Source organism: Streptomyces albiaxialis (assembly GCF_039530985.1).
GTDB classification, from domain to species: domain Bacteria; phylum Actinomycetota; class Actinomycetes; order Streptomycetales; family Streptomycetaceae; genus Streptomyces; species Streptomyces albiaxialis.
Genome location: NZ_BAAAPE010000013.1, coordinates 269,354 through 291,707 on the forward strand (window position 1 = coordinate 269,354; position 22,354 = coordinate 291,707).

The window sequence follows — 22,354 nt, forward strand, 5'->3', positions numbered from 1 at the left end:
CGCCCCTGGGCCTCAGGGGCGCGGGGAACTGCGCGCCCAGCCACGACGACAGCCGCGGACTGCGCAGCACGGCACGGGGCAGCCCCTGCCCAGCAGTCACGCCGGGCTAGGCATGGAAGGACGTCGTCGCGGCAAGGGGCGCCCGGCCGGAGGCCACGTGATTCACGGGGGCGCTCTCGTCGGCGTACCCGAAGGAGACGCCGACCAGCAGCTTGCCCTCGGTGACGCCGAGCTCGGCGCGGACGGTGTCGGCGTAGAAGCTGAGCAGGCCCTGGGGGCAGCTCGCCACGCCGTACGCGGCCATGGCCAGGAGCAGCGTCTGCATATAGGCGCCGACGTCGGCGGCCAGGCGGGGCCCGCCGTCGCCGGTGACGAAGAGGAACGCGGCGTGGGGCGCGCCGTAGAAGCGCAGGCTCTCCGCGTCGTAGGCGGAGCGGGCCGCGTGGTCCTCGGGGCCGATGCCCAGCGCCCCGTACAGGCCCGCGCCGAACTCGGCCCGCCGCTCCTGGTGGACGGGCGCGTACATCTCCTCGCGGTACGGGAAGTCGGCCGTCATGCGCTGCTCGGCGTGGGCGGCCACCAGCGCTTCGGCCAGGCGTTCGCGGCGCTCACCGCCGACGACCTCGACGCGCCACGGCTGCGCGTTGGAGTTGGACGGGGCGGCGCCCGCGAGGGAGAAGACCGCGCGCAGGGTCTCGTCGGGCACGGGTTCGGGGCGGAAGGCGCGCGTCGCGCGGCGGCCGCGTATCAGCTTCTCCGCGTAGTCGTGGTCCATGGGTCGCTCCTTACGATCGTCGACACAAGTAAACGGTAGCGTTTACCTACGGCGAGCCTAGCAAGCCGCCACCCCTTAAGTAAACGAGGGCGTATACTTCCCGCATGAGCGCGGAGCCGGAGACGGAGACGGAGAGGGGCGCGGAGACCACGGCGTCCCCGCGGCGCGGGCGCGGCGGACGCGGCGGGCGCGAGCGCGTCCTGGCCGCCGCCGCCCGCCTGTTCGCGGCCCAGGGGATCAACGCGACCGGCATGGAGCAGGTCGCCGAGCAGGCCCCGGTGTCCAAGCGCACGCTCTACGCGCACTTCCGGACCAAGGACGAGCTGGTCGTCGCCCACCTCCACGACCTCGCCGCGACGGGCCACACCCTGGAGAGCGCCCTGACCCGCGAGGACGTCCCGCCGCGCGAGCGGATCCTCGCGCTCTTCGGCCCGCCGCCCGCCACCGGGGCGGCGCCGGTGCGCGGCTGCCCGTTCATCGACGCGGCCGCGGAGTTCCCCGACCCGGACGGCGCCGTGCACTCCTACGCGCGCGAGCAGAAGCTGCTGATGGCACGGCTCGTGACGGAGCTGCTGACGGAGCTGGGCTGCCGCGAACCCGACGCGCTCGCCGAGCAGTTGGTCACCCTCGCGGACGGGGCCGCCAGCCGCGCCATGGTGCTGGACGACCCCGACTACGGACGGCACGCGCGGGCGGCGGCCGAGGTCCTCCTCGACCACGCGCCGCGGGCCTGAGAAGGGCGGCCTACGTCCGGCGGGCCACGAGGAGGAGGCGGGCGGTGGACTCGCCGTGCAGCCCGGACACCCGGTCGGCGCGCTCCTCCACCACCTCGAAGCCGTGCGCCCCCAGCATCGCGCGCAGATGCTCCGGCGGGTGGTGCCGGAAGTACCCGCCGTCCGGCGTGCCGAAGAGGCCGTACGGGGCGCTGCCGCCCGCCTCCCGCACGGAGCGCGCGTGCTCGACGTACCGCCGTACGTGGAAGTCGTCGCTCTGGAGCGGCACTTCGCTCACGTAGAGCACGCCGCCCGGCCGCAGGACGCGGGCCAGCTCGGCGAGGAGGGCGTGCTGCGCGGCGTCCGTGGGGATGACGTTGAGGATCACGAAGAGCAGCGCGGCGTCGAAGTGCCCTTCCCCGTACGGCAGCGGCAGCTCGGCGTGGTGGACGAGCGGCAGCCCGGGGTGCTCGCGGTGCCCGCGCGCGATCAGCGCCGCCGAGGGGTCGATGCCGACGACGTCGGGGTAGCCCAGCTCCGTCAGCTCGGCCGTGAGGCGGCCGTAGCCGCAGCCGTAGTCCAGGACCCGGGCCGTGCGCGGCACATGGGCCTCCAGCAGCGCGCGGTCGAGGGTGTGCGTGAAGGTGTGACCGGCCCCGGCGCCCGACCCCACCCAGAACGGGTGCGGCCGCACCGGCAGCACCGGCCGGGCCAACGCCTCGCGGAAGAAGTCCAGTTGGTGGGTGAGCAGCCGGGTGACGGCCGTCTCGTCCGTGGGCGAGTGCGCGGCGCCCGAGAGCGGCAGCACGCGGTGCGGGCGGCCCGCGGCGAGCAGCGCGGCGGACATCCGCAGGGTGTGAGCCGCCACCACGTTGTCGTCGGCGAGGCCGTGGACGAGGAGGAGCGGGCGGGTGAGCGAGGCGGCCTCGGTGATCGGCGACGAGCGCGCGTACGCCTCCGGGTTCTCCTCGGGGCGGCCGAGGAAGCGCTCGCGCCAGTGCGTGTCGTACAGCCGCTGGTCGCTGGGCGCGGCGCCCGAGACCGCCGCGTGGAAGACGTCGGGGCGGCGGAGCACGGCCGCGGCGGCGAGGGTGCCGCCGTAGCTCCAGCCCCGTATCGCGACCCGGCCCAGGTCGAGGTCCGGGCAGTGCGCGGCGGCGGCCCGCAACGCCTCGACCTGGTCCTCCACGACGGGCGAGAGGGTGTCGCCGTGCACCGTCTTCTCCCACGCGGGGCCGCGTCCGGGGGTGCCCCGGCCGTCGGCGATCACCACGGCGAAGCCGCGCTCGGCGAACCACTGCGCCTCGCACAGCCACCAGCCCCGGACCCGCAGCACGAGCCGCATCGCGGGCCCGCTGTACGGATTCATCAGTACGGGGAGTTTCCGCGCGCCCTCCTCGTACCAGGAGGGCAGGAGCAGCGCCGTACGGACGCCGTGCGGCCCGGCCTCCAGCCAGGTGACGCGCGGGGTGACGACCGGCTCGGCGTCGTACGAGGCGATCGGCGTCGCCGTGCCGTCCGGCCGTACGGCGGTGAAGCGGCGGCCGTCCTCCGTGTGCGAGGCCAGCACCAGCGTGCCGTCGGACGCGGGCGACGCGCGGTGCAGGCCGGGCCCCTCGCTGACCCGTACCGCCTCGTGCCCGGCCCCGCAGCGCCAGACGTGCTCCTCGGTCGGCTCGTCGCAGGCGGTCACGTACACGGACTCGCCCACGGCGCCCAGCACTTCGCGGACCTGGAGCCCGGCGGGCGTGACGGGCCGCCCGCCGACGGTCAGCGCGCGTGTCTCCCCGTCGTCCGCGACGTGGACGAGCGCGCCCGAGGCCGTGCGCAGCGGCGCGCCCGGCACCAGCTCGACCCACGCCGGGTCGCGCTGCTCGTGGAGCGTCTCCGTGGCGCCGGTGTCCGGGTCGGCGGCGAGGACGCGCAGCGTGCGCTGGTCGCGGGACTGGACGGAGAGCAGCGGGCCGTGCGCGTCCCACGCGGCCGAGACCAGGTACTCGAACGCGCCCCGGTCCCACACGACTTCGGTCCGCGCGCCGTCCGGAGTGCCCGGACCGGCCGGGCCGGCCGGGCCGACCGGGCCGACCGGGCCGACCGGGCCGCCTTCCACCGGGACGACGAAGAGGGACACGTCGGCGTTGGCCGTACCGGCGGCGGGGTAGCGGATCGCGCGCGGCGGCCGGTCCGGGTGGGCCGGGTCGGCGATCCACCAGCGCCCGACCGGCGCCTCGTCGACGCGCGCGACCAGCAGCCGCCGCCCGTCGGGCGCCCACCAGAAGCCCGCGTGCCGGTGCATCGACTCGGCGGCGACGTGCTCGGGCAGCCCGTACGTCACCTCGTCGTTCTCCGGGGCCGCGAGCACGCGCGTGGTGCCGTCGGCGAGTTCGGTGACGTGCAGCGCGCCGTCCGTCACGTACGCGACGCGGCTGCCCGTCGGATCGAGGCGCGGCGCGGCGACGGGCCCGTCGGTGGGCACGGGCCGCGGGCGGCCCCCGCCGACGTCCATGACCCACAGCCGCCCGTCGAGCGCGAAGGCGACGGTCGTCACGGCCGCGTCGGCCGAGTACGCGACGATCCCCGTGGCCTTCTCGCGGGCCCGCTCCCGCCGTACGCGCTCGGCCTCCGGCAGCTCGCCCCGCTCCTCCTCCGTCCCCGCCGGCCGCCCCGGATCGACGAGCAGCCGCTCCTCGCCGTCCGCGTCCAGGAGCCAGAGGCAGGAGACGGGGTCCTCGCCGTCGCGCGTGCGCAGGAAGAGCACGCGCGCGCCGTCCGGGGAGACGGTGAAGTCACGCGGGACGCCGAGCGAGAAGCGGCGCGTGCGCGCGAACTGCCGTGGAAACGCGGTCAGATCGGTGTCACTGTCCATGGGAAACATGGGCATACAGTCCTCCATCCATCCGTCATGTTCGTCGTCCAGGGCACGAAACGCGCCACCCGATCGGGCGAGCGCAGCGCCCCGTGGGGTGGGTACGGCCTCTGTGCGCGCGGGCGAAGACGTCCGCGCGATCACCGAGATGCTTCTGTGAGAAGCGAGAAGAGGCTCGATGTACCGCACAACCATTGCTGCCACGCTGCTGGCCGGTGCCGTCGCCCTCGGCGCCGCCGCGCCGGCCGTCGCCTGCCCGCCCGACCACCATCACCAGGGCAACCAGGGCAACCAGAGCGCCCCGGCCCACCAGGGACCGCAGGGACCCCAGGGCAACCAGGGCAACCAGGGCACTCCGCACTCCCACGGGAAGCAGAGCCCGCAGGAGAAGCCGGTCGCCCCGGGTCAGTCCGCCGAGCCCATCCAGGCGCACACGGACCCGCTGCACGTCTCGGAGCCGCTCGCGGGGATGCCGATGCCCCACTAAGGCATCACGAAGGGCGAAGGCGCGGCCAGGACGTCCTGCCGGCCGCGCCTTCCGCATGCCATGGCCGTACGCACGGTCGTACGCTGGAGGTATGACGCCTCCGATCGTCGTACATCCGCCCTCCCCCTCGGGCGAACGGCGGGTGACGGCGCACACCGAACTGCTGGGCATGGCCCGCAGCGCGCAGGACGTGGTCGATCTGCTCCGGCGCGCGGGGCTGAAGCCGGAAGACATCCAGATCGAGGACCCCGCCCTCGTCGAATGGCGCGGCGGCGGTCCCGAGACATGGGGTCCGGCGCCGGGCGGCTGAGCGGGCCCCGGCATGTTACGACGCCCCGGCGGGATTCCGCAGGCGTTCAGCGGGCCTCGACCACGGTGAGGTCCTCGGGCGGGCACTCCGCGGCCATGTTCTTCAGCGCCGCGATCTCCTTCTTGTCGGCGGTGAGACCCCAGCGGTGCTTCACGGCCGTCCACTCCGCGACGTAACGGCAGTCGGCGCCGTCGTCCGAGGGCTCCCAGCGCGCCGGGTCGCTCGTGTCGCCCTTCGCGCGGTGCTCGGCGGCGGTGACGGCGGCGAGCGTACGGGGATCGTCGACATCGTTCGCGTACGCCTCGCGCTCCTCGGGCTTCCAGGAGGCGGCGCCGCTCTCCCACGCCTCGCCGAGCGGCACCATGTGGTCGATCGCGAGGGCGTGCGCGCCGGTGTGGTCCTTCTTGTCGTAGTACGAGTGCCACTTGCCGCCTGTCACCACGCAGCGGCCGTCCACGCCGGGCGGCGTCGTCGCCTCCTCGATCAGGACCTCGGCGCGCGTGGAGCAGCCGTCCTGGTCGGGGTCGGACCAGTGCGCGAACTTGTCGCGCGCGAACCCGCGCGGTTTCTCCCCGGCGACGGGCAGCGTGGCGACGGCCCGCGCGAGCGAGACCGTACGGGAGTCGCCGGGCGCGGCGGTCGCCGCGGGCACGGGTCCCGCCACGAGCGCGGAGCCCGCCAGGAGCGCCGCCGCCGTCATCGTGATCGCCAGAGTGCCGGAGACATAACCGGAGACAGAGCCGGAGACAGAACCGGAGCCGGGTCCGCGCATGCCGGGACCTCCTCGCCGTAGGAGCCGCAGAACGGGACCAGTGGTAGCGGCACGGGGCGTGACCGGCGGCCCTGCCCCCCGTGGAGTTCACCCGCACGAGACCGGGTGTGCGGTGACGGAACGTGCCGGAGTACCGTCATACGGACCCTGGGGTCGCACAGTGAGGGAGTTTGATCGCCGATGCCGACGACGTCGCCGCAGGAGGGCCGCACAGCCCTCGTCGAGGACCTGATGGAGCGCTTTCCGCACATCCCGCGGGAGGCCGTCATCAAGGAGGACCTGCTCAGGGGCGGGATGGCCTTCGACGACTCGGCACTGAGCGACACCGCCGACGAGGCTTCCGGGGACGTCAAGCCGAAGTCGTACTTCATCTTCTCCTTCGACCACCGCACCCTGCCCGAGCTGGGCGAGGCCGCGCTCCGGCGGCCCCCGGAGGAGATCGTGCTCACGGGCGGCGCCTACGACCTGCGGCGCACGGTCGTCTCGGTGCGGGTCAACCCGGACTCGCCGTACCGCGTGCGGGCGGGCGAGGACGGCTCGCTGGGCCTCTACCTCGACGGACAGCGGATCGCGGACGTCGGCCTGCCGCCCATGCCGGACTACTACCGGCACACGCTCGCCAACGGGAAGTCGGTGATGGAGGTCGCCCCCACGATCCAGTGGGGCTACCTGATCTATCTGACCGTCTTCCGGGTGTGCCAGTACTTCGGCGCCAAGGAGGAGTGCCAGTACTGCGACATCAACCACAACTGGCGCCAGCACAAGGCCGCCGGGCGGCCGTACACCGGCGTGAAGCCGGTCGAGGAGGTGCTGGAGGGGCTCCAGATCATCGCCGACCACGACACGCTGGGCGCCTCCCGCGCGTACACCCTCACCGGCGGCTCGATCACCTCGCAGGTGCAGGGCAAGGACGAGGCCGACTTCTACGGGATGTACGCGAAGGCCATCGAGGAGCGCTTCCCCGGCCGGTGGACCGGCAAGGTCGTCGCGCAGGCCCTCCCGAAGGCGGACGTGCAGCGCTTCCACGACTACGGGATCAAGATCTACCACCCGAACTTCGAGGTCTGGGACAAGCGCCTCTTCGAGCTGCACTGCCCCGGCAAGGAGCGGTACGTGGGCCGCGAGGAGTGGCACCGCCGCATCCTCGACTCCCGCGACGTGTTCGGCGCCCGCAACGTGATCCCGAACTTCGTGGCGGGCATCGAGATGGCCGAGCCCTTCGGTTTCAAGACGGTGGACGAGGCCATCGCCTCCACGACCGAGGGCCTGGACTTCTTCATGGGCAACGGCATCACGCCCCGCTTCACCACCTGGTGCCCCGAGCCGACGACGCCGCTCGGCAGGACGAACCCGGCGGGCGCGCCGCTGGAGTACCACATCCGCCTGCTGGAGGCCTACCGCGACGCGATGGAGCGGCACGGCCTCTCCTCGCCCCCCGGCTACGGCCCGCCCGGCGCCGGGAACGCGGTCTTCTCGGTCAGCTCCTTCATGGACACGCTGCCCGCCGACGCGACGATCGAGGCGAACGCGGAGACGGCGGAGAGCGCGAAGGGCGTGCAGGGCGCACAGAGCGTGCGCGCGTAACGCCTGGCGCGTAGCGCGTCACGCGTTTTCTTCCGTCCGCCGATGAATTCCGGTCCCCGTCCGGGTCTGCCTCTGTGCAGCCCCGGACGGGGACCGACCTCGGAGGACGGAACCATGGCCAAGATCACGCTCACCACCTTCCTCACGCTCGACGGCGTCATGCAGGGGCCCGGCAGCCCCGACGAGGACACCAGTGGCGGCTTCGACCTCGGCGGCTGGCTCGTTCCGTACGCGGACGAGGGCATGGCACGCCACATCGCCGGCTGGTTCGACCGCGCCGACGCCTTCCTGCTCGGCCGCCATACGTACGAGATCTTCGCCGCGTACTGGCCCCATGTGAGCGACGCCGAGGACCCGGTCATCGCCAAGCGGCTCAACGGCCTCCCGAAGTACGTCGCCTCGACCACCCTCGACCGGCTCTCCTGGAACAACTCCACGCTGCTGAGCGGCGATGTCGCGGACGCGGTCCGCAAGCTGCGGGAGCAGCCGGGCCGCGAGATCCAGATCCACGGCAGCGGCGCCCTGGCCCGCTCCCTCATGGCCCACGACCTGATCGACGAGTTCCGCCTCCTCACCTACCCCGTCGTCCTCGGCAAGGGCCGCCGCCTCTTCGCCCCCGACGCCGTCCCCACGGCCCTCCGCCTCACGTCCTCCTCCACCACGGAGTCGGGCATCGCCATCCACACCTACGAACAGGCGGGCCGCCCCACGTTCGGCACGATGTGACCCGGCTGTGACCCTCCCCGGGGCAACCCGGAGATCAGTCCGGGTCGTCACCCCCGGTACGGGATCGGTGAGGGAGGCCGGTTCCGGGTCGTACGTGGGTGAGGGGAACGTCGGGGATGAGCGCGGTGTACGGGCGACGGGGGCTGGTGCGTGTGGGGATCGGGGCCGGGATCGCGGTCGCGGGAGGGGGTGCGGCCGTGTCGGGTTGGGCTGCCACCGGCGCGACGCGGGACTCCGCGTGGACCGCGCTCGGCAAGGGGCTGGACGGTTCGCTGGTGCGGCCGGGGGACGGGGACTACGGGGCGGCCAGCAGGCTGTTCAACCCCCGGTTCGACGGGACGAGGCCCGCGGGCGTCGCGTACTGCGCGGGGCCGCAGGACGTGCGCGAGTGCCTGGAGTTCGCGCGGCGGCACGGGATACCCGTGGCGATACGCAGCGGCGGGCACTCCTACGCCGGGTGGTCCAGCGGTCAGGGCAAGCTCGTCGTCGACGTGCAGCGGATGGCGAAGGTGAGCGTGTCGGGGCGGAGCGCGTCCGTCGGCGCGGGGGCCAAACTCATCGACGTGTACGACCGGTTGCACGACCGCCGCAGGACGATACCCGCCGGTTCGTGCCCGACCGTGGGCGTCTCCGGGCTCGCGCTCGGCGGCGGGGTCGGCGTCGTGGCGCGGGCGTACGGGCTGACGTCGGACAGCGTGACGGGCGCCCGGATCGTGACCGCCGACGGGAAGATCCGGGACGTGGACGGCGAGCGCGACGCCGACCTGTTCTGGGCGCTGCGCGGCGCGGGCAACGCGAACTTCGGGGTCGTCACCTCGCTGGACTTCCGTACGCACGTGGCGCCGTCCTGCGTCACCTTCTTCCTCTCCTGGCCCTGGTCGCGCGCCGAGGCGGTGCTGCGCGAGTGGCAGCGCTGGGCGCCCGTCGCGCCGGACGAGATCTGGGCGAACCTGCACCTGGCGGCGCCCGTCGGCGGGCGGCCGGGAAGCGTGCGGGTGGGCGGGCTGTCGCTGGGCTCCCGGACCGAGCTGGAGAACCAGCTCGACCGGCTCGCCGACCGGATCGGCGCCCCGGCGTCCTCGCTGTCGGTGCGCCCGCACGCGTTCCTGGACGCCATGAAGATCATGGGCGGCGTCTCCGGCTGGTCGGTCGCGCAGGCGCACCAGAAGGGCACGCTGCCGGGGCGTACGGCGCAGGGGAAGGTGGCCCGCGAGTCGTACACGGCGCGGTCCGACTTCTACACCCGCAACATCCCCGCCGACGGCATACGGACGCTGCTCGCGCGCGTGGAGCGGCTGGCGAAGCTGCGCGGCGGCGGCACGGGCAGCGTCGCGCTCGACGCGCTGGGCGGGGCCGTGAACCGGGTGAAGCCGGGCGCGACCGCCTTCGCGCACCGCGACGCGCGCTTCCTCGCCCAGTACCTCGTCTCGTGGCCGGACGGCGCCCCGGCGAAGACGGTCGCCGCGCACCGCGCCTGGCTCGACGACACGCACACGGCGATGCGCCGCTGGGCCAGCGGCGCCGCGTACCAGAACTACGCGGACCCGGCGCTGCGCGACTGGCGGCGGGCGTACTACGGGGAGAACGCCGCACGCCTCGCGGAGATCAAGAAGACCTACGACCCGAAGCGGCTGTTCTCCTTCCCGCAGGCCCTCTAGGGGCAAGCGGCGCGCACGCCCGCCCGGGACGCACGCGTACCCTTGCGGGCGCAGTCACCACACCGTGCGCCACTAGGAGAAACCCGTGCTCGTCCTCCTCCCCCCGTCCGAAGGGAAGTCCGCAGGCGGCCGGGGCAAGCCCCTCGACCTGACCGCGCTCTCCCTTCCCGAACTGGGCGCCGCCCGCGCGACGGTGCTGGACGAGCTGGTGGCCCTCTGCTCGGGCGACGAGGACGACCGGGAGAAGGCCCGCGAGGTGCTCGGCCTCAGCGAGGGGCTGCGGGGCGAGATCGCCAAGAACGCGGAGCTGCGCACGGCGCCCGCGCGCCCCGCCGGGGAGATCTACACGGGCGTGCTCTACGACGCGCTCGGCCTCGCCACCCTCTCCCCCGCCGCCAAGCGCCGGGCCGCGCGCTCGCTGCTCGTCTTCTCCGCGCTGTGGGGCGCGGTGGGGATCAAGGACCGGATCCCCTCGTACCGGCTCTCCGGGGGCGTGAAACTGCCGGGTACGGGCGCCCTGGGCACGTACTGGCGCGGGCATCTGGACGCCGCGCTGCCCGAGGCCGCGGGCGGCGGACTGGTGCTCGACCTGCGCTCGTCCGCGTACGCGGCCATGTGGAAGCCCAAGGGCGAGCTGGCGAAGCGTACGGCGACGGTCCGTGTGCTCCAGTCGAAGACGGTGAACGGGGTGGAGAAGCGCTCCGTCGTCAGCCACTTCAACAAGGCGACCAAGGGCCGCATCGTCCGCGCGCTGCTGGAGGAGGGCGCCGCGCCGCGTACGCCCGCGGCGCTCGCGGCGACGCTGCGCGACCTCGGGTACGCCGTCGAGGAGCCGTCCCCGACGGGGCTCGACGTGGTCGTCACGGAGTTGTGAGACCGGACCCGCGGTGTGAACCTGGAGGAGTCTCGGGGACGCCGTCACGCCCAGGAGCCGCACCGTGAGCACCTCCGTCCTCCGCCCCTCGCACCCCGCCGTGCGCGCGTTCGTCACGGCCGTCAACGCCCACAACAGGGACGCGTTCCGCGCGGCCCTCACGCCGGACGCGACGATGTCCGACGACGGCTCGGAGCGCGACCTGAACGAATGGACCGAGCGCGAGATCTTCGCCTCCAACGGCCAGATGGACGTCCAGTCCGAGTCGGCCGACGGCCTGTCCCTCACGGTGCTCTACAGCAACGACACCTGGGGCGCCATGCCCACCGCCTGGCGCTTCACGGTCGACGAGAGCACCGGCAGGATCAGCCGCTTCGAGACCGGCCAGGCCTCCTGACGGATCCGCATTGCAGCATGCGCAACGCCCGTTGCGCATGACATGGCCGCCCGGCAGGATACGGGCATGACCTCCTCCGTGCTCGCCCTCGCGCCCGTCGTCCCCGTCGTCGTGATCGAGGACGCCGCGGACGCCGTGCCGCTCGCGCGGGCACTGGTCGACGGCGGGCTCCCCGCCATCGAGGTCACGCTGCGCACACCCGCGGCCCCCGACGCGATCCGGGCCGTCGCCGCCGAGGTGCCGGACGCCGTCGTCGGCGCCGGCACGGTGATCTCGCCCGAGGGCGTACGGACGGCCGCCGACGCGGGGGCCCGGTTCCTGGTCAGCCCCGGCTGGACGGACACGCTGCTGGACGCCATGCGGGACTCGGGGCTGCCGTTCCTGCCCGGCGTCTCCACGACCTCCGAGGTCGTGGCGCTGCTGGAGCGGGGTGCGACGGAGATGAAGTTCTTCCCGGCGGAGGCCGCCGGAGGCGTCCCGTACCTGAAGTCGCTCGCCTCGCCGCTCCCCGGGGCCCGGTTCTGCCCGACCGGCGGCATCGGCGCGGCCAACGCGCCCGCGTACCTCGCGCTGCCCAACGTCGCCTGCGTGGGCGGCACCTGGATGCTTCCGCAGGACGCCCTGGCCGCGCGCGACTGGGACCGGGTGCGCCGCCTCGCCGCCGAGGCCAAGGCGCTGGGCGAGGCGTGATCGCCACCCGCTAGCGTGCCTCCATGGCAACTGATGAGACGGCGCGGCCCGTTGGGGTGATATGTCCGCGCTGCGGGAGTTCCGAGGCGCGTACGGTCGACGAGGCGCGCGTCGGCAAGGGCGCGCTGCGCAAGGAGCTGAACTCCCGGCTCCAGAAGGGCCCGGAGAAGTCCGGCGACGGCTGCGTCCACTTCATCGAGGGGATGGTCCTCACCGGCATCGGCGCCGCCCTCGCCTACACGGGCGTCGACCAGGACAAGCCGCTCTATCTCGCGGGCGGCGTGGCGCTGGCGCTGATCTGCTTCTTCGGCACGATCGCGGTCGTACGCGGTGACCGGCGCGAGAAGAGTGCCGAGGAGGACGGGCTCGCCAAGGCCGACTGGCTCTGGCGGCCCGCCCATTACTGCTACGCCTGCGAGGGCGTCTTCTGCCCCGGCGGCACGCCCTGGCCGGGTGTGCTGACGCCGGACCAGTTCAAGAAGATGGTCTGGACGGAGGCCGGTTACGGCGACCAGCTCACCGACAAGGCCAAATCCGCCGAAATCCCTCCGGGCACCTTGCCCTGGTATTGAGGCCCGTCAGGGGCGCGGGGCACCCCGAACCCGGCCCCGTAGTGCACGCACCCGGCGCAGAGGGCTGCGCTTGCCAGCCCTGCGCCTCCGCGCAGACCTCCCAAGCGCAAGGGGAGAAGGGCGCACCCCCTCCTGGCGGGGCGCAGACCTCCCAAGCTTCGCGGGAGGGAGAAGCGGGGGCCCTCTCCGGGTCAGCGGAGGTGGGCTGTGTCGTTGAGGAGGCGGAGGGACGCGTTGCCGTCGGCGTAGTAGGCCACGGCCGACAGCGAAGCTGCCGACAGCTCCATGCGGAACAGCGATTCCGGCGGAGCCCCGAGCGCCAGCCGGACCAGGGTCTTGACCGGGGTCACATGTGTGACGAGCAGCACCGTGCGGTTGGCGTAGCGCGCGAGGATCTTGTCGCGGGCCACCGCGACCCGGTGCGCGACCTCGGCGAACGACTCGCCGCCGCCCGTAGGGCGCGCCTCCGGCGAGGCCAGCCACGCGGCCAGGTCCTCCGGATACCGCTCGCGGGCCTCGGCGAACGTCAGCCCCTCCCAGGCCCCGAAGTCCGTCTCGCGCAGCCCCTCGTCCGTACGGACGTCGAGGCCGAGGCGGGCGGCGACGGCGGCGGCGGTCTCCTGGCAGCGCCGCAGCGGCGAGGCGACGATCGCCTGCACGGTGCCGCGCGCCGCGAGGGAGGCGGCGACGGCCTCGGCCTGCTTGCGCCCGGCGGGGGAGAGTTCGGGGTCGGTGCCCGAGGCGCCGCTGCCGGAGAACCGCTTCTCGGGCGTGAGCGCCGTCTCCCCGTGCCGGAGGAGCACGAGCGTGGTGGGCGTACCGAGATCGGCGGCCCAGCCCGCGGCGGGCGCGGCCGGGGCGGGGGCCAACTGCTCGGGCCCGGAGTCCGGTTCGGCCTCCGGCCCGGCCTCCAGCTCAGCCGTCGACGCGCCCGCCTCCCACTGCTTGCCGGCCTTGCCCGCGTCCATGGCCTCGTTCGCGAGCCGGTCCGCGTGCTTGTTCTTCGCGCGCGGGATCCACTCGTACGAGACGGACCCGGGCGGGAAGATCCCCTGGGCCTCCGTCGCGAGCGGGCGCATGTCCGGGTGCTTGATCTTCCAGCGCCCGGACATCTGCTCGACGACGAGCTTGGAGTCCATGCGGACCCGCACGAGGGCGTCGGGGTCGAGCGCGTGCGCGGCGCGCAGCCCCGCGATCAGGCCCTTGTACTCGGCGACGTTGTTGGTGGCGTGGCCGATGTACTCGGCGGTCTCGCGCAGCGTCCCGCCGTCGGCGTCCTTGACGACCGCCCCGTACCCGGCGGGCCCGGGGTTGCCGCGCGAGCCGCCGTCGGCCTCGACGACGAACGTACGGGTCACAGGCCGGACTCCGGCGTACGGACGAGGATGCGGCGGCAGTTCTCGCAGCGGAGGACGGCGTCGGCGGGGGCCTCGCGGACGTCGTTCATCTCGGTGATGTTCAGCTCCAGGCGGCAGCCCTCGCAGCGGCGCTGGTAGAGCTTGGCGGCGCCGACGCCGCCCTCGCGCTCGCGGATCTTGTCGTAGAGCTTGAGGAGGTCGCCGGGGACCGCGCCCGCGATCGTCTCGCGCTCGCGGCGCACGGACTCGGCCTCGCGGTCGATCTCTGCCAGCGCCTCGTCCCGGCGCACGGTGGCGGCCTCGGCCTTGGCACGTACGGACTCGACGCGCTCGGTCAGCTCGGCGGCGCGCTCCTGCGCGGACTCGCGGCGCTCCATGACCTCCAGGACCACGTCCTCCAGGTCACCCTGGCGCTTGGCCAGCGAGGCGATCTCGCTCTGCAGGCTCTCCAGGTCCTTCGGATTGGTGACGGCGCCCGAGTCCAGGCGCTTCTGGTCGCGCGCCGCGCGCTGGCGCACCTGGTCGACGTCCTGCTCCGCCTTGGTCTGCTCGCGGGCGGTGTCGCTGTCCTCGGTCTGGGCGGCCACGAGCAGGTCGCGCTGCTGCGCGAGGTCGGCCTCCAGCCGGGTGATCTCCTCGTGCTCGGGCAGGTTCTTGCGCTTGTGCGCGAGCTGCGTCAGGCGGGTGTCGAGGGCCTGGACGTCGAGAAGTCGGATCTGGTCGGCGGGCTCGGCGTTCAGTTGGGGGCTCCCGGGGTCATGTCGGTGTCGGAAAGGGAAGTCGAGGGGGCGGCGGCGGCCGGGGCGTGCGCGGTCCACGGGTCGGTCACCGTGCGGGAGACGTGGGTGCGCAGGTCCCAGCCGTTGCGCTCGGCGACGGCGTCGAGCTGGGCCGCCGCCTGCTCGCACCACGGCCACTCGGTGGCGTAGTGCGCGGCGTCGACCAGGGCCAGCGGGGAGTGCTCGCGGGCCTCGGAGGCGGGGTGGTGGCGCAGGTCGGCGGTGAGGTACGCGTCCACACCCGCCGCCCGTACGTCCGCGAAGAGGCTGTCGCCCGAGCCGCCGCACACGGCCACGGTGGAGATCCGCGCGTCCGGGTCCCCGGCGACGCGGACGCCCTGCGCGGTGGCGGGCAGCCTCGCCGCTGCGCGCTCGGCGAACTCGGCGAGCGTCAGCGGCTCGTCGAGCGCGCAGATACGGCCGAGGCCGCGCCGCCCGTCGGGGTCGGTGGGGTCGGCGGCGTCCGGGACGAGCGGACGCAGGACGCGCAGCCCGAGGGCGCCGGCGAGGGCGTCGGAGACGCCGGGGTCGGCACGGTCGGCGTTGGTGTGCGCGACGAGCAGCGCGACGTCGTTCTTGATCAGCGTGTGCACGACGCGGCCCTTGAAGGTGTCGGCCGCGACGGTCGTGGTGCCGCGCAGATAGAGCGGGTGGTGCGTGACGAGGAGGTCGGCGCCGAGTGCGACGGCCTCGTCGGCGATCTCCTGGACGGGGTCGACGGCGAACAGGACGCGGCCGACGCGCGCCTCGGGGTTCGCGACGTCGCCGCACACCGGGCCGACGGCGTCCCATGCCTCGGCGCGGTCGCGCGGCCACAGGGTGTCCAGGGCGGCGATGACATCGGGGAGCGTCGGCATTACGAGCACGCCCGCAAGGCTACCTGGGCCCACCCACCGAAAGACCTCGCCCCTTTCCAGGCGAAAGAGCTCGCCCCTCCAGGGGCGCGAGGAACTGCGCGCCCAGCCCCGACGCGGCCGCACCCCGCAAACCACAGCCCGGGGCACCCCGAACCGGCTCTGTACGCGGGACACCCGGCGTGGGGGGCTGCGCTTGCCAACCCTGCGCCTTGCGCAGACTTCCCAAGCACAGTGGGGTTGAGGGCGAGGCGAAGGTGCCCCGTCAGGGGCGCGGGGAACTGCGCGGCAAGCCACAGCGCGGCGGCAGCCCGCAAAGCACAGCCCGGGGCACCCCGAACCCGGCTCTCGTTACTTCGTGAGGTGACCTCGCAGGTCGTCGAGGACGACGTTGGCGGCGGTCACGCCGAGGCCCAGGTACCAGGTCTCGTCGTCGACGTCCTTCGCCTGGCCGTCCTCGACGGCCCCCAGCTTCTTCCAGAGGGGGCTGTCCTGTGCCTTGGCGCGGTCCGTCTCCTTGGGGTCGCCGTAGGCGCCGGTGAAGATCCAGTCCGCGTCGGCCTCGTCCATCCGCTCGGGGCTGATCTCCGTCGCGAGGTCGTTGACCTGCTGGTTCTTCGGGCGCGGGACTCCGACGTCCTGGAGGATCGTGCCGATGAAGGACGCCTTGGCGTAGAGCCGGATGGTGTCCGGCATGTAGCGGACCATGGAGACGGTCGGCTTCTTCTTCCCGAGGTCCTCGCCGAGCTTCGCCGCCTTCTCCTCGTACGCGCCGAGCGAGGCCTTCGCCTGCTTCGTACGGTCGAGGGCCGCGGCGTTCAGGAGGTAGTTCTCCTTCCAGGTGAAGCCGGGGCGGATGGAGAAGACGGTCGGCGCGATGGCCGAGAGCTGCTTGTACTTGTCGGCGGCGCGGAGCTGGCTGCCCAGGATCAGGTCGGGCTTGAGCGCGGCGATGGCCTCCAGGTTGAGGTTGTTGATCGTGCCGACGTTCTTCGGGTGGCCCGCCTTCTTCTTCAGGTAGGAGGGGATCCCGTTGTCGCCCTCGGTCGGGGCGAGCCCGACGGGCTTGAAGCCGAGCGAGACGGCGTTGTCGAACTCGCCGACGTCGAGGACCACCACGCGCTTGGGCTGCTTCTTCAGTTCCGTCTTGCCCATGGCGTGCGTGACGGTGCGGGGCCACTCCCCCGGCTTCGCGTCCGTGCCGAAGGAGGCGGTCTTCTTCGCGGCGCTCGCGAAGCCCTCGCCGCCCTGGGCGACCTTCTCCTTCGCCTTGCCGCCGCCCTTGCCGCCGGATCCTTCGTCGCCGCCGTCGGAGGAGCCGCAGGCGGAGAGGGCCAGCGCGGCGGCGAGCGGGAGGGCGACGGCTGCCGTCGCGCGCTGTCCGCGACGGCTCGGGCGTATCGACATGTGGAGCTCCGGGTTCCGATGAGGAGGACTTAGGCGAACCTTACTTCACTTTCCGGCCGCCCCCTCGGCCGGATTCAGACGCTGAACGCGTTCCTCGACCGGGGCCGGGCCGAAGGGACCGTACGGGCCGACGTCAACGCCACCGACGTCATCGTCTTCACCGCGCTCCTCACCCAGACACTCCCCCACGGCCCGCTCGGCGTCCCCGGCCCGGCGGTCACCCAGCGCGACATCGAGGAGTCCTTCGCGGCCCACGCCGGGCCCGGTTCCGCGTAGCCGGGGCCCGGCCAGACGCCCGGTCCGGGCCCCGCGAAGCCGCCCGGCAGCACACCGGAGCGCCCGCGTCCGGCGATTCCGGGGGGTCGTCACCCGTACGCGTGAAGCGCTTCAACTCGCGTTGTTCGTCTGCGAGTACGAGCCCTAGCTTCGTCACTGGAGGTGATCGTGGCATGACCGGCTGTGCCATGGATGACGGCTTCACGGTCGCGGCGGACGGTTCGTACGCGGCGCGGCTCAGCTCCGCTCCGGGCTCCGGCGGCCCCGCCTGGTTCCCGGAGCGCTGGACGCTGGAGGGCCCCGAGCCGTACGCGGTTCCGCTGCCCGGCGGGCAGCCCGAGGAGCCCGACAGCCAGGTGCTGCCGCTCGCCGACGGGCGCGTGCTGATCGCGCGCCGCTCCGGCGAGCGCCAGTTGCTCGCGCTGCTCTATCCCTCGGGCCCCGACACGGGCGAGCTGCACCTCGGTTCCGTGGAGGCCGAGCGGCTCACGCTGCTGCCGCCCGCCCCGTGCGGCACCCGTGCGTACGGGACTGCACCGGCCGGGGACGGGCGTTCGACCGGGATCTGGCTGCTCGCGGGCGGCACCTCCGGCGCCCCCGAGCGCGTCGCGGTCGTGGACGGCCGCTGCGCGGGGGGCGCCTGGCTGGACCGCGAGGGACGGCTGCTGGCCGTGGACCGTACGGAGGCCGGGGAGGCGGGGCGCACCAAGACCGTCGTGGTGGACCTCGGCCGGGGCGGCGCGGTCTCCCCGCTGCTCCAGATCACCGAGGAGAGCAACGACCGTCTGCTGCGGGCCGATCCGGACAGCGGGCTGCTGCTCGTGCGCTCGGACGCGCCGGGCGACGACCGGCTGGGCTGGGGCGTGCTGGGCAGCCACCGCCCGGTCCGCTTCCCGGAGGTGCTGCACCCGGCGCAGACGCGGCTCACGCCGTTCGCCGTGCAGCCCCGGCAGATGCTGCTGCCCGAGAACTGTGCCGTCGCGCTGCGGGTGGACGGGGCACAGGGCGCCTGGATCGCCGTGTGGCGGCCCGGACTGCGGGAGTTGCTGCACCTCGCGGCGCCGCCGGGCTGGCTGCTGGGCAACGGGCTGTGGACGGAGGACGGCGAACTGCGCGTGCCGTACTCGACGCCGGGCACCCCCTGCGGCCTGGCCCGGCTGCGGGCCCCTCTCCCCGAACCGGACCACCCGGCGCCCCCGGCCCCGGCCCCGGCCCCCGCCCCGGCGGCGCAGTCCGCACCGGCCGCGCCGCCCGCGCCCCGGTCCCCCGCCCCGGAGGAGCAGAAGCGCCCCGCGCGGGAGGAGCCGGTGCGGGAGGAGCCCGTACGGGAGGAACCGGCTCGGCACGAGCCCGTACGGCAAGAGCCCGTGCGGCACGAGCAGTCCGGGAAGCCCGAGGTGCCTCCGGCGCGCAGGCCCGACCCCCGGGCCGCCTTCGAGCGGGGCGCCACGGCCGCCGACACTCCCGCCGACGTCACGTCTGTGCAACATCGCGGTCACGCCGCACGGCCCTCCGCTTCCGAGCCCGCGCCGCCCCGTCCGGCGGCTCCGCCCGCTGGTGGCGGCTTTTCCGCAGGCAGTACGGGGGTGTTCGGAGGCCTCGCCGACCCGGGGTCGAAACCGGTGCCTCTGCAGCAGGCTCCGCTCGCCAGCGGAACGGCGTGATCCGTGTCTCGAACCCCGTGATCGTGGATCCGTATCGTCGTTAAACTCCGCCGGGTACGACGGCAGCAACAGATTCACGGAGTTACTTCGCGATGTCCGACACCCAGACCGAGACGCCCAGCGACGAGCAGACGGCCGGCCAGGGGACAGGGGGGAAGCACAGGGGGCAGGCAGCCGTCTCCGAGGAGAACAAGGTGCCGGCGCAGGGGCGCCACCGCCGCCCGACCGGTGACTGACCAGCCCTGACCAGGCCGGTACCGAGGGAATCCGTACATGCGTACAGGGGCTCCCCTCCCGCCGGGGAGGGGAGCCTCACCCCTTCTTGAGGCCCAGCACCTCGCTCGCCGCGAAGCCCTCCTGGCGCGAGCGCTCCGCGAAGTACGGGGTGAGCGCGCCGTCCAGCTCCTCCACGGTGAAGAAGTCCTTGGCCGTGTCGAACTTCGCGGCCACGCGCGGACGTTCCATCAGTGCGACCATCCCGCCGTGGACCACGAAGAGCTGTCCCGTGATCCGTTCGGCCTCCGGTCCCGCGAGATAGCCGACCAGGGGCGCGACATGCTCGGGCGCGAGCGGGTCGGGGCCCTCCTCCGGCGCGGCGAAGCCCTGGAAGACGTCCTCGGTCATGCGCGTACGGGCACGGGGGCAGATCGCGTTCGCGGTGACCCCGTACTTGGCGAGGGCGAGGGCCGTCGAGGTCGTCAGGCCGACGATGCCGCCCTTGGCCGCCGCGTAGTTGGGCTGGCCCGCCGAGCCCGCGAGGAAGGACTCCGAGGACGTGTTCACGATCCGCCCGTGGACGGGCCCGCCCTCGCGCTTGGACCGCTCGCGCCAGTGCGCGGCGGCGAAGCGGGTGGTGTTGAAGTGGCCCTTGAGGTGGACGCGGACGACGGAGTCCCACTCCTCCTCGCTCATCGAGAAGACCATCCGGTCGCGCAGGATGCCCGCGTTGTTGACCAGGACGTCGAGCGAGCCGTACGTGTCCACGGCGAGCCGGACGAGCCGTTCGGCCTCGCCGAAGTCCGCGACGTCGCCCGGGACGGCGACGGCTTCGCCGCCCTCCGCCCGGACGGCCTCGGCGGTGGACTCGGCCTCCGCGTCGAGGTCGTTGACGACGACGCGCGCGCCGAGGCGTCCCAGCTCCAGGGCTTCCGCCCGTCCCAGCCCACGGGCCGCACCGGTGACGAGTGCTGTCTTGCCGTGCAAGGTCATAAGGGCGTACCCCTCTTCTCGGGGGCTGCGCTTGCCCACCCTGCGCCCCTGGCGCAGACTGCCCAAGCCCAGCGGCATGAAGTGGCTACAGCGAGATACAGGTCCTCAGGGCTTCGCCCGTACGCATCTGGTCGAGGGCCTCGTTGATCTCCGGGAGCGTCACCCGGTGGGTGATCAGGCCCTCCAGGTCGATACGGCCCGCGCGCCACAGGGCGATGGCGCGGTCGTACGCGCGGAGCACGTCCCCTCCGCCGTAGAGCGAGGGCAGGATGCGCTTCTCGTCGAAGAACAGCTCGAACATGTTGAGCTGGAAGTGGTCGTCCATGGCGCCCGCGCCGACGACGCAGAGCGTGCCGCCGCGCCGCGTGGCGTCGTACGCGGTGCGCGCGGTCGCGGACTTGCCGACGACCTCGAAGACGTAGTCGAAGCCCTCGCCCGCCGTGAGGCGCTGCTTCGCGTCCTCCAGGCCGTCGGGCCCGACGGCCTCCGTGGCGCCGAACCGCAGCGCGGACTCGCGGCGCCCGGCCACGGGGTCGACGGCGACGATCTGCGCCGCGCCGCAGGCCCGCGCGCCCTGGATCGCGCTGACACCGACACCGCCGCAGCCGAGGACGGCGACCGAGGAACCGGCCTCCACCCTCGCGGTGTTGAAGGCCGCGCCGAGGCCCGTCGTCACGCCGCAGCCGATGAGCGCGGCGATCTCGAACGGCACGTCGTCGGGGATCGGCACCGCGCAGGGCGCGTCGACGACGGTCTCCTCGGCGAAGGTGCCGGTGCCCGCGAAGCCGAAGACGTCGGTGCCGTCGTCCGTGCGGGCGAAGTTGGGGGTGCCCGCGTTCATGAAGCCCGTGAGGCACAGGTGGGGCTGGCCCCTGCGGCAGGACGGGCAGGCGTTGCAGGCCGCGAGCCAGCAGATCAGCACCCGGTCCCCCGGCTTGACGGAGGTGACGCCCTCGCCGGTCTCCAGCACCTCGCCCGCGCCCTCGTGGCCGGGGATGAACGGCGCGGGCTGCGGCAGCACCCCGCTCATGGCCGACAGGTCGGAGTGGCACAGCCCGGTCGCCCGGAGCCGGATGCGGACCTTGCCGGGGCCGAAGCCCGTCGCCTCGATCCCGTCGACGACATCGAGCTTGTCCTGCCCTGTCTCGTGCAGTACGGCGGCGCGCATGTGCGGACTCCTCTCGGAGGGTGCCAGCGGATCAGGGGGTCAGGGGAGTGAGGGGGTCAGGTGTGCTGGACGAGGGCGTCGGCCAGTACGGGCGCGTCGTCGCGCTCCGCCGCCGACGCGGTGAGCTGGAGCGTGCCGTCGTCGAGGCGCCACATCCGCACGCGCAGCGTCTCGCCCGGATAGGCGACGCCCGCGAAGCGCGCGCTCCAGCGCCTGACGCGGCCGACGTCCCCGTCGAGCGCGGTGTCGACGGCGGCCTTGAGCACCATCCCGTACGAGCACAGGCCGTGCAGGATGGGGCGGTCGAAGCCCGCGAGCTTCGCGAAGTCGGGGTCGGCGTGCAGCGGGTTCCAGTCGCCGGAGAGCCGGTAGAGCAGGGCCTGGTCCTCGCGGATGGGGCGCTCGGCGGTGAGGTCGGGCGCGCGGCCGGGGAGTTCGAGCCGGGCGGAGGGGCCGCGCTCGCCGCCGAAGCCGCCCTCGCCCCGGACGTAGAGCTGCGCCTCGCTCGTCCAGAGCGGTCCCTCGGCGTCGGCGACGTCGGTGCGCAGGACGAGGATCGCGGCCTTCCCCTTGTCGTACACGGCGGAGACGCCGGAGGTGGACGTCGCGCCGCCGCTGACGGGGAGGGGGCGGTGCAGCTCGATCGTCTGGCTGCCGTGCAGCACGGCCGCGAGATCGACCTCGATGCCGGGCGCGGAGAGCCCGCCGACCACGCCCATGCCCGCGCCCGCGACGGTGGCGAAGGAGGGGAGGACGTGGAGCCTGCTCTCCAGCGTGTACCGCAGCTCGGCCGGGTCGGTGGCGGGGGTCCCCGCGCCGATCCCCAGGTGGTAGAGCTGGACGTCCTTGTGGTCCCAGGCGATCTCGGTGCTGCGCGGCTCGGCGGCAAGGGCCTTCCGGGCGTCGATGGGCATGGGGCTGTGGCTCCTCGGGTGCCGGGGCGGACGGGCGTACGTCGCCGGTGAAGACCCCGGCCCGGCCGTCCGCACCGTCGGCCGGACCAGGGTCGCCTGGCGACCGGCCGAACGGAGTGGAATGAGAACACGTTCTAACCGATCGGCTACCTGTATAACGCACGCCCCCGCACATGGGAAGTCCCCTGACGCCGCGTCAGATCGGCCTCCCGGGACCCGGCGCACACGGCGCGTACCCGTGACATTTGTCCTGCCGCACTGCCCACATCCGCCCCTGCCGGGGCGGCGGGCGCCGGTCCTA

Annotated in this window: 22 protein-coding genes; 12 read left to right on the top strand and 10 right to left on the bottom strand. The window is 73.7% G+C overall.

Annotated features, from left to right (window positions below):
- Nucleotides 1-106: 106 nt before the first annotated feature.
- Nucleotides 107-775, bottom strand: coding sequence for a nitroreductase (locus ABD343_RS24800; protein ID WP_344531533.1), 669 nt, complete (start codon nucleotides 773-775; stop codon nucleotides 107-109).
- 104 nt (nucleotides 776-879) lie between these two features.
- Here ABD343_RS24800 and ABD343_RS24805 point away from each other — a divergent pair, with 104 nt between their 5' ends.
- Complete coding sequence (locus tag ABD343_RS24805) at nucleotides 880-1,509, top strand: TetR/AcrR family transcriptional regulator (protein ID WP_344531534.1); 630 nt, start codon at nucleotides 880-882, stop codon at nucleotides 1,507-1,509.
- A 10-nt stretch (nucleotides 1,510-1,519) separates the two neighbouring features.
- Here the strand turns inward: ABD343_RS24805 and ABD343_RS24810 are convergent, their stop codons facing one another.
- Nucleotides 1,520-4,369 carry a prolyl oligopeptidase family serine peptidase gene (locus ABD343_RS24810; RefSeq protein ID WP_344531535.1) on the bottom strand — a complete coding sequence of 950 codons (2,850 nt, stop codon included), beginning with the start codon at nucleotides 4,367-4,369 and terminating at the stop codon, nucleotides 1,520-1,522.
- A 163-nt stretch (nucleotides 4,370-4,532) separates the two neighbouring features.
- Between ABD343_RS24810 and ABD343_RS24815 the strand changes: the two genes are divergently transcribed.
- Nucleotides 4,533-4,841: a hypothetical protein gene (locus tag ABD343_RS24815; RefSeq protein ID WP_344531536.1), complete on the top strand. Its 309-nt coding sequence runs from the start codon at nucleotides 4,533-4,535 to the stop codon at nucleotides 4,839-4,841.
- 91 nt (nucleotides 4,842-4,932) lie between these two features.
- Complete coding sequence (locus ABD343_RS24820) at nucleotides 4,933-5,151, top strand: hypothetical protein (RefSeq protein ID WP_344531537.1); 219 nt, start codon at nucleotides 4,933-4,935, stop codon at nucleotides 5,149-5,151.
- Nucleotides 5,152-5,197: 46 nt separating this feature from the next.
- On the opposite strand, the gene ABD343_RS24825 is transcribed toward ABD343_RS24820, so the two are convergent.
- Nucleotides 5,198-5,923, bottom strand: a complete 726-nt coding sequence (locus ABD343_RS24825) for an HNH endonuclease family protein (protein ID WP_344531538.1) — start codon at nucleotides 5,921-5,923, stop codon at nucleotides 5,198-5,200.
- Nucleotides 5,924-6,103: 180 nt separating this feature from the next.
- Between ABD343_RS24825 and ABD343_RS24830 the strand changes: the two genes are divergently transcribed.
- The 7 genes from ABD343_RS24830 (at nucleotide 6,104) to ABD343_RS24860 (ending at nucleotide 12,424) form a co-directional block, all read left to right on the top strand.
- Nucleotides 6,104-7,507, top strand: a complete 1,404-nt coding sequence (locus ABD343_RS24830) for a radical SAM protein (RefSeq protein WP_344531539.1) — start codon at nucleotides 6,104-6,106, stop codon at nucleotides 7,505-7,507.
- 114 nt (nucleotides 7,508-7,621) lie between these two features.
- Nucleotides 7,622-8,233, top strand: coding sequence for a dihydrofolate reductase family protein (locus ABD343_RS24835; RefSeq protein ID WP_344531540.1), 612 nt, complete (start codon nucleotides 7,622-7,624; stop codon nucleotides 8,231-8,233).
- A 116-nt stretch (nucleotides 8,234-8,349) separates the two neighbouring features.
- On the top strand, nucleotides 8,350-9,891 hold the full coding sequence (locus ABD343_RS24840; RefSeq protein ID WP_425578261.1) for an FAD-binding oxidoreductase: 1,542 nt from the start codon (nucleotides 8,350-8,352) through the stop codon (nucleotides 9,889-9,891).
- Between the two features lie 85 nt (nucleotides 9,892-9,976).
- Nucleotides 9,977-10,765: a peroxide stress protein YaaA gene (gene yaaA, locus ABD343_RS24845; protein ID WP_344531542.1), complete on the top strand. Its 789-nt coding sequence runs from the start codon at nucleotides 9,977-9,979 to the stop codon at nucleotides 10,763-10,765.
- Nucleotides 10,766-10,829: 64 nt separating this feature from the next.
- Entirely contained in the window at nucleotides 10,830-11,162 is a 333-nt protein-coding gene (locus ABD343_RS24850; protein WP_344531543.1) for a nuclear transport factor 2 family protein, read from the top strand.
- Nucleotides 11,163-11,228: 66 nt separating this feature from the next.
- Nucleotides 11,229-11,852: a bifunctional 4-hydroxy-2-oxoglutarate aldolase/2-dehydro-3-deoxy-phosphogluconate aldolase gene (gene eda, locus ABD343_RS24855; protein ID WP_344531544.1), complete on the top strand. Its 624-nt coding sequence runs from the start codon at nucleotides 11,229-11,231 to the stop codon at nucleotides 11,850-11,852.
- A 23-nt stretch (nucleotides 11,853-11,875) separates the two neighbouring features.
- Nucleotides 11,876-12,424, top strand: coding sequence for a hypothetical protein (locus ABD343_RS24860; protein ID WP_344531545.1), 549 nt, complete (start codon nucleotides 11,876-11,878; stop codon nucleotides 12,422-12,424).
- A gap of 191 nt (nucleotides 12,425-12,615) precedes the next feature.
- Here ABD343_RS24860 and ABD343_RS24865 read toward each other — a convergent pair whose 3' ends face one another.
- From ABD343_RS24865 to ABD343_RS24880, 4 genes are all read right to left on the bottom strand, one after another.
- Complete coding sequence (locus ABD343_RS24865; RefSeq protein ID WP_344531546.1) at nucleotides 12,616-13,782, bottom strand: bifunctional RNase H/acid phosphatase; 1,167 nt, start codon at nucleotides 13,780-13,782, stop codon at nucleotides 12,616-12,618.
- Nucleotides 13,779-14,522 (bottom strand): zinc ribbon domain-containing protein, encoded by a 744-nt coding sequence (locus tag ABD343_RS24870; RefSeq protein WP_344532230.1) that lies wholly within the window; start codon nucleotides 14,520-14,522, stop codon nucleotides 13,779-13,781. Before ABD343_RS24870 ends, ABD343_RS24865 begins: the two co-directional genes overlap by 4 nt.
- Nucleotides 14,519-15,418 (bottom strand): Nif3-like dinuclear metal center hexameric protein, encoded by a 900-nt coding sequence (locus ABD343_RS24875; RefSeq protein WP_344532231.1) that lies wholly within the window; start codon nucleotides 15,416-15,418, stop codon nucleotides 14,519-14,521. Before ABD343_RS24875 ends, ABD343_RS24870 begins: the two co-directional genes overlap by 4 nt.
- Nucleotides 15,419-15,766: 348 nt before the next feature.
- Nucleotides 15,767-16,822, bottom strand: a complete 1,056-nt coding sequence (locus ABD343_RS24880) for an ABC transporter substrate-binding protein (RefSeq protein ID WP_344531547.1) — start codon at nucleotides 16,820-16,822, stop codon at nucleotides 15,767-15,769.
- A 449-nt stretch (nucleotides 16,823-17,271) separates the two neighbouring features.
- On the opposite strand from ABD343_RS24880, the gene ABD343_RS24885 reads away from it, so the two are divergent.
- Both ABD343_RS24885 and ABD343_RS24890 read left to right on the top strand, forming a co-directional pair.
- Entirely contained in the window at nucleotides 17,272-18,762 is a 1,491-nt protein-coding gene (locus ABD343_RS24885) for a hypothetical protein (protein WP_344531548.1), read from the top strand.
- 92 nt (nucleotides 18,763-18,854) lie between these two features.
- On the top strand, nucleotides 18,855-18,998 hold the full coding sequence (locus ABD343_RS24890; protein WP_344531549.1) for a hypothetical protein: 144 nt from the start codon (nucleotides 18,855-18,857) through the stop codon (nucleotides 18,996-18,998).
- A gap of 76 nt (nucleotides 18,999-19,074) precedes the next feature.
- Here ABD343_RS24890 and ABD343_RS24895 read toward each other — a convergent pair whose 3' ends face one another.
- The 3 genes from ABD343_RS24895 to ABD343_RS24905 all read right to left on the bottom strand — a co-directional run bounded on the left by ABD343_RS24895 (nucleotide 19,075) and on the right by ABD343_RS24905 (nucleotide 22,053).
- Nucleotides 19,075-19,971, bottom strand: a complete 897-nt coding sequence (locus tag ABD343_RS24895; protein ID WP_344531550.1) for a 3-oxoacyl-ACP reductase — start codon at nucleotides 19,969-19,971, stop codon at nucleotides 19,075-19,077.
- Between the two features lie 85 nt (nucleotides 19,972-20,056).
- Nucleotides 20,057-21,139: a Zn-dependent alcohol dehydrogenase gene (locus ABD343_RS24900; protein WP_344531551.1), complete on the bottom strand. Its 1,083-nt coding sequence runs from the start codon at nucleotides 21,137-21,139 to the stop codon at nucleotides 20,057-20,059.
- Between the two features lie 56 nt (nucleotides 21,140-21,195).
- On the bottom strand, nucleotides 21,196-22,053 hold the full coding sequence (locus ABD343_RS24905; protein WP_344531552.1) for a MaoC/PaaZ C-terminal domain-containing protein: 858 nt from the start codon (nucleotides 22,051-22,053) through the stop codon (nucleotides 21,196-21,198).
- Nucleotides 22,054-22,354 lie beyond the last annotated feature (301 nt).